This window comes from Halopseudomonas aestusnigri (genome assembly GCF_002197985.1).
GTDB classification, from domain to species: domain Bacteria; phylum Pseudomonadota; class Gammaproteobacteria; order Pseudomonadales; family Pseudomonadaceae; genus Halopseudomonas; species Halopseudomonas aestusnigri.
Genome location: NZ_NBYK01000026.1, coordinates 8,519 through 9,454, shown reverse-complemented (window position 1 = coordinate 9,454; position 936 = coordinate 8,519). Strand labels below are relative to the sequence as shown.

General features: G+C 56.5%; 1 pseudogene. It reads left to right on the top strand.

Features of this window, described 5'->3' with window-relative positions:
• Window positions 1–64: 64 nt before the first annotated feature.
• Window positions 65–936 (top strand): annotated as a pseudogene (locus B7O88_RS17900) (IS3 family transposase); the annotation flags it as partial.

Here is a 936-nt window from a genome sequence, read left to right as displayed (position 1 = left end):
TGTAGTGGTCTACTAATCCCGGACACCAAGTTAGGCGGTAGAATCGCCATCAGCGAGGTGTTCAATGAGCAAACAACGTCGATCCTTTTCGGTCGAGTTCAAACATGATGCAGCGGCCTTGGTCGTCGACCAAGGCTATAGCGTGGCAGAAGCCTGCAAGTCGATGGGTGTCGGAGAAACCGCTCTCCGGCGCTGGGTCGATCAACTGCGCGAGGAGCGTGGTGGAGTGACGCCAAACAGCAAGGCGCTCACGGCTGAACAGCAGGAAATTCAAGCCCTGAAGGCCCGTATTAACCGCCTTGAGCTGGAGAAGAAAATCTTAAAGGAGGCCACTGCGCTCTTGATGGCCGAGGAGCACGGGCGCAGACGTTGAGGTCGATTCGGCAACTGGCCAAGCGCTATCCCGTCCAACTGTTGTGTGCTGTTTTCGACGTGTCGCGCTCTAGCTATTACGCCTACCTGGCCAGATGCAGGCGCGTTAATGTTCAGCGGCTACTGCTGCGTCGTCGAGTGAACGAGCTGTTTACTCAAAGCCGCAGTGCCGCGGGTAGTCGCAGCATAGCCGCCATGCTCCAAGCAGAAGGTACAGTGATCGGTCGCTTTAAGGTAAGAGCGCTGATGAAAGAGCAGGGCCTGATTAGTAAGCAACCGGGGACACACGCCTACAAGAAGTCGACAGTGGAGCGGCCTGACATACCGAACATTTTGGATCGGCAGTTCACTGTCGAGGCCCCCAATACGGTTTGGTGTGGCGACATTACCTATATCTGGGCGCAGGGCAAATGGCATTACCTCGCCGCAGTATTGGACTTGTTCAGTCGCAGAGTGGTGGGCTGGGCGATGTCTGCCAAGCCGGATGCTGATCTGGTCGTAAAGGCGCTCGACAGAGCCTACGAGATGCGTGGGCGCCCAAGTGGTGTCTTGTTCCACAGCGAT